The sequence below is a fragment of the Acinetobacter sp. YH01004 genome, from assembly GCF_013420455.1.
Taxonomy (GTDB): Bacteria; Pseudomonadota; Gammaproteobacteria; order Pseudomonadales; family Moraxellaceae; genus Acinetobacter; species Acinetobacter towneri.
On sequence record NZ_VOXZ01000028.1, the window covers coordinates 1 to 4,756 of the forward strand.

6 protein-coding genes and 1 pseudogene are annotated in these 4,756 nt (G+C 35.5%); 4 read left to right on the plus strand and 3 right to left on the minus strand.

Annotated elements, in window-relative coordinates:
• Positions 1–29: 29 nt before the first annotated feature.
• Positions 30–125 (minus strand): annotated as a pseudogene (locus FTT71_RS12965) (transposase domain-containing protein); the annotation flags it as partial.
• 88 nt (positions 126–213) lie between these two features.
• Here FTT71_RS12965 and FTT71_RS12970 point away from each other — a divergent pair.
• Positions 214–537, plus strand: coding sequence for a transcriptional regulator (locus tag FTT71_RS12970; protein WP_104505828.1), 324 nt, complete (start codon positions 214–216; stop codon positions 535–537).
• On the plus strand, positions 518–832 hold the full coding sequence (locus FTT71_RS12975) for a DNA-binding transcriptional regulator (protein ID WP_104505827.1): 315 nt from the start codon (positions 518–520) through the stop codon (positions 830–832). Before FTT71_RS12970 ends, FTT71_RS12975 begins: the two co-directional genes overlap by 20 nt.
• 141 nt (positions 833–973) lie before the next feature.
• Here the strand turns inward: FTT71_RS12975 and FTT71_RS12980 are convergent.
• Positions 974–2,133 (minus strand): IS3 family transposase gene (locus FTT71_RS12980; protein ID WP_087514482.1). Its coding sequence is split into 2 segments (ribosomal slippage): positions 974–1,899 and positions 1,899–2,133, totalling 1,161 coding nucleotides; the frame shifts between segments, so codons are not numbered across the junction.
• A 137-nt stretch (positions 2,134–2,270) separates the two neighbouring features.
• Between FTT71_RS12980 and FTT71_RS12985 the strand changes: the two genes are divergently transcribed.
• Together FTT71_RS12985 and FTT71_RS12990 are read left to right on the plus strand one after the other, a co-directional pair.
• On the plus strand, positions 2,271–2,426 hold the full coding sequence (locus tag FTT71_RS12985) for a hypothetical protein (RefSeq protein ID WP_257229841.1): 156 nt from the start codon (positions 2,271–2,273) through the stop codon (positions 2,424–2,426).
• A 537-nt stretch (positions 2,427–2,963) separates the two neighbouring features.
• The gene (locus tag FTT71_RS12990; RefSeq protein ID WP_180161019.1) at positions 2,964–4,145 is read left to right on the plus strand and encodes a hypothetical protein; all 1,182 of its coding nucleotides are present in this window, start codon (positions 2,964–2,966) and stop codon (positions 4,143–4,145) included.
• Positions 4,146–4,300: 155 nt separating this feature from the next.
• Here the strand turns inward: FTT71_RS12990 and FTT71_RS12995 are convergent, their stop codons facing one another.
• Entirely contained in the window at positions 4,301–4,567 is a 267-nt protein-coding gene (locus FTT71_RS12995; protein WP_163168972.1) for an immunity protein Tsi6 family protein, read from the minus strand.
• Between the last annotated feature and the right edge of the window lie 189 nt (positions 4,568–4,756).

The following is a 4,756-nucleotide window of genomic DNA, read 5'->3' on the forward strand; positions in this document are numbered from 1 at the left end:
AAGCGTCCGCTGAACCCCATGCCTATTTTTTAATTCGGTTCAGGTTTCCAGCGGTGTGGTAGCAATTCTTCAATCTGAGTCACTTTATGTGTCGGCAACCTTTTCAGCACATCACTTAAATAGGCATTTAATCCTGAGAACTAAGAATTATCATTTAAAAATACCACAAAGTAGTATAAAATAAACTACTACAAGGTAGTATGAATGCAATCAATGTATACAATATGTGAGACTCCATTATTTACTAAATACTGTCTTGTTTATTGGACTCAGGAAGAATATGAGGAATTCAAAACATTCTTAGCATTAAATCCTGAAGCAGGAGATGTAGAGCCTAATGCAGGTGGTATTCGTAAGATTAGATGGACTAGCGGTGGTAGAGGTAAAAGTGGTGGTGTCAGAGTCATCTACTTTAATCGTTTAGCAAATGGAGAGATTTGGTTATTAACCTTGTACAGTAAAAAGCAAACTGTACAGCTTAGTAAGAAGACTCTTCAAGCATTAGTGGAGAAACTAAATGACTCGTTTAATGACTGAAAAAGAACTTGAGGCTTTTGAAGCAACTAGGGATATTGAAGCTGAAATATTACAAGGCATCGACGATATGCTTACTAGTAATGCAGCGAAAAGAACCGTAATCACTGAGACAGATGTAGCGTTAGCTCGTAGAAAGGCTCAACTAACACAAGATCAGTTTGCTAAGATTCTTGGCGTATCAAGACGTACTCTTGAATCATGGGAACAAGGTGCGAGAAGACCATCAGGAGCAGCAACATCCCTTATTCGATTATTTATTGTTGATCCAAAATTTGTAAAAGAGAGTCTGGCTTAATTTAGACAGCTCTCTACTATATTTATTTAAGGTTTTTTATGAAGCACTTAGGATTTGTGGGAAAAAGTACTGAATATTTAGGGTATACCCATATTGAAATTATCAATAGCTCATTACGCTTATCTTTCAATATTCCTGATCCTAGACAGTATCGTGGACAACCAGCCCCTCTAAACTTTTAATATATTTCTGTTCAAAGGCTTCTGGACTTAACCAGCCGTTTGCAGAATGTCTTCTGACTCGATTGTAATAAATTTCAATATAGTCAAACAAGACAGCATTCGCTTCTTTTCGAGTCGAAAACACACTGCCATGTACCACATGACCTTTTAATGTATGAAAGAAGCTTTCAGTCACTGCATTATCCCAACAGTTTCCACGTCTAGACATACTCTGAGTACAATCATTTTTCAGTAACAGCGCTCTAAAATCACGACTACAGTACTGTGAGCCTTGGTCCGAATGAACCATAACACCAGTTGGATAACCCTGACGAGCCATTGCATAGTTAAACGTATCACACACCAACTGGCGGTCTATTCGATGGCTGGTTTGCCACCCCACGATACGACGGCTAAATAAATCTAGCATCACACATAAATACAACCAACCTTCTTTAGTGCGGATATAGGTTATGTCTGTTGTCCAGACTTTATTAGGCTGAGTAACTGTAAATTGGCGATCCAACAAGTTGGGTGCTGTAGGCAAACGATGGGTTGAATCAGTCGTATGCTTGTATTTACGTGCAATCCTGCTACGTAAACCAAGCTTTTTTAGCATCCTTCCAATAGTACGTTCGCTCATGTTGTAACCTAAATCATGCATGTCATGTACTAATGAAGGTGCACCCAATCGTGCATGATGCTGCCAATATACGGCTTTTAAGTCATTATATTTCTGTGCCGTATTGGCTTGACGTTTTCGCCAGGCATAATAGCCTGAAGTGCTGACACCTAGGTATTTACAGGCAGAAGATACGGTGACTTCATTCATATCTAGATCTTGAATTACCGTGTACTTTTCTTGGCATGATCTGTTAGAAAGTACACATGCGCTTTTTTTAAGATGTCATTGGCTTCCTTGAGCTGTTTGACTTCTTTCTCTAATTCCACGATCCGCTGTTGTTCTGGTGAAAGTTGACGTTTGCTTGAACCTGCCGGATTGGTTTCACGAATCCATTTATCTAATGTTGAATAACCCACACCTAATTTCTGGGCGATTGCAGCTACAGACTCGTGTGAGTTTGAAAGTGCATAATCAATCGCTTGCTGTTTAAATTCGGGACTAAAACGTTTAGCCATTTCTTGAATCTCCAAAGATTAAAGTTACGTTATCTTTAGAGGGACGTGCTGTCCATTATTTTGTCTAGGATCATCCATCAACAAAAGATCTAGAAGAAACCTTTAAAAAGATAGTCGAAAATAACTATGATTTACTCATGGAAACATCAGCAGAAATCGAGTTCGAATTAGAAAGTGAAACGCTAGCAAAGATAGAAACCATCATAAAAGAAAAAGGGATTGAACTTGATGAGTTTGTTCAAAATGCGCTGATTAAACTTATCAACCAAAATGAATTGGCTAAGACTGATTAGACCTTAAATGCAGACAATAAAAAACCCCAGCATCCTGCCGGGGTTTCTCATATTGGGTTGCTAGGTATGACTCCTGTCTTACCTCACGCTCCTGGTGCGATCTTTCTTATTCTTGTTGTTTGGAACTTCCTGTTCCTGATGAGTTCATCATAGGAAAATTCCACTGTTCCTGGTAGCCGCAAAGAGCCGAGATTGTTGTGCGCCAGGGCGTACAAAATAGCCTAAATTTTATCCACAGCCATTGGGGATAGTTTCGGATCCTGAAAGCCGATGAAATGGGCACTGATTGCCAAATTGATCGTTTTTTAATCAAATTTACTGGCAAAATATTACAGATCTGCTTAAAAACTCACCAACTTATTACAAAAGCCGATTTTTTGCTTTTTCTTAGTCATGGCTAAATTTTCAAGTGATTGATATTTATATTAATATACAAGTGTATTGCGTATAACCACCATTATGTTAAATTGGTTAAAAGCTTTTCATGCTATAAAAAAGATTATTTAATTGAATCGTAATAGCTTTTGAAACATTGAAATGACTAGAAATACATTTAAAAACTCATATCGTTCTAATTATCGGGGAAAAGTAACAGTTGAAGATGCTCAAAAACATCAAAAATATATTGATGACATGAAGAAAGATGCAGCTTTTTACTATTTAGATCATTTAGAAAGTTCAATTATTCCACATAGTATGCTTCATAAAATCATCCAGAAATTAAAAACGAAGCAGAATGACAGTTTAACTTTGCCAGAAAAAGCCTATTTACTTCGCAATAATCTGAATGCTTTATATGCCCTTGTTGAAGGGAAGATCTCTTTTAATCAATATAAAAAAGAATCTTCAAATGACAGAGTTGTATATAAAAAACGTTTAGAAGAGGAACAAATACGTCTAGAAAAACTTAAGGAGCTAGAGCGTATTGAAGAGCAAAAACGTCAAGAAAAATTAGCTCAAGAAAGAAAAGCTAGAGAACAAGCTGAACGTGAGAGAAGAAAGAAACTAGAATCTGATCCAAAATATATTGCACAGCAAAGAGAGAAAGCTCTTTTAAATAAATATGAAATTTATCCTTATCTTATTGGCAATAAGCAAAGATCTAAACTACTTAATATATTGAATTTATTGGATAACCAACAAAGATTACAGGAACAAGATGCTATTTGGTTAAGTTCAGAAGGACGAGAGTTTTTTACTGGCGAAGTTAAAATGAAATTTCATCGTGTAGAAGCTAACTTTTACCTTAAACAATATGAAGTAACTAAATCAGATTGGCATGCTATCAATGCCTCTAGCCAATTAAGAAAATGTAAAGCTAGTAAAGAAGCTGAAAAATTTCTAGAAAATACAAAAATTTCCTCAAATAAAAACAGCAAACTATTATCTGCCTATTTTACTACTCTAGGTGGAGTAAAAAGGGATCTTAAGAAATCAGATATCGCTATAGAGCATGGATTAAAAGCACATGATCATAGTCCTCAAGACTATAGACCTTGTACCTTATTAGGGGCTATATACATGGAGAATCATGAATATGATCTTGGTCACGATTGGTATAGTAAGGCTCGTGATAGAGGGGCTCCAGAAAACTCTATTAATGCTGACCTCAGAAGTATTCTATTGAGGTTGGATAAGGCTAAACGTAGTGAGATGGTGGCAAGCTTATTGAAAAAGGATCCATATATTTATGGATGGTTAAAGAATATGAAGCAGTAAGCTAATTTGAAGTTTTGCTAAAATTAACATAATACACGTTATACGAAGTTGAAAAATTGAGACTATAGTCTTAATTTTTATGTATTTTTTTAATTTAACACCTAGGCCAGTGCCTAGGTTTTTTCATCTCGTATAACAGCCATTATGTTAAATATCTATTCAAGTAACATTATTCTGACTTCATTAGCTACTTGATAAAAAAATTCAGAAGTTTCTTGATCTAAAGGCTCTATTTCTCTAGCTGTTTGAACACCAATAATAATTGACTCTAATTTTGATTTATCTATGTCACCCGTATTTTCACAAGAGATAAGATATTTAAGTTGCTTCCTAATCGATGATGTAACCTCTAAATCTGGAAATTTTTGAGATAAATTTTCACAATGCTCTAAGGCAACTTTAAATAATTCAATCCTTTTCATAGTCACTATTAATAATTAAATATTTCTAAAATTAACATAATACACCTTATACGAATTCCCAATGTAACTCCAAAATAGAAATGTCCGGTTTCTCCAAAGTAAAAATGTCCGCTTTTAGAATATGCGCTGTTGCAATTTTCTTAGCGGACGGTTTGATATGTTGGTGTCTATGTCGGATAAAGAACTTAA

What these genes read in the sequence shown, in the direction of transcription:
- FTT71_RS12970 (WP_104505828.1), top strand. Translation starts at nt 214, where the DNA reads ATGTATACAATATGTGAGACTCCATTATTTACTAAATACTGTCTTGTT.
- FTT71_RS12975 (WP_104505827.1), top strand. Translation starts at nt 518, where the DNA reads ATGACTCGTTTAATGACTGAAAAAGAACTTGAGGCTTTTGAAGCAACT.
- FTT71_RS12985 (WP_257229841.1), top strand. Translation starts at nt 2,271, where the DNA reads ATGGAAACATCAGCAGAAATCGAGTTCGAATTAGAAAGTGAAACGCTA.
- FTT71_RS12990 (WP_180161019.1), top strand. Translation starts at nt 2,964, where the DNA reads ATGACTAGAAATACATTTAAAAACTCATATCGTTCTAATTATCGGGGA.
- FTT71_RS12995 (WP_163168972.1), bottom strand. Translation starts at nt 4,567, where the DNA reads ATGAAAAGGATTGAATTATTTAAAGTTGCCTTAGAGCATTGTGAAAAT.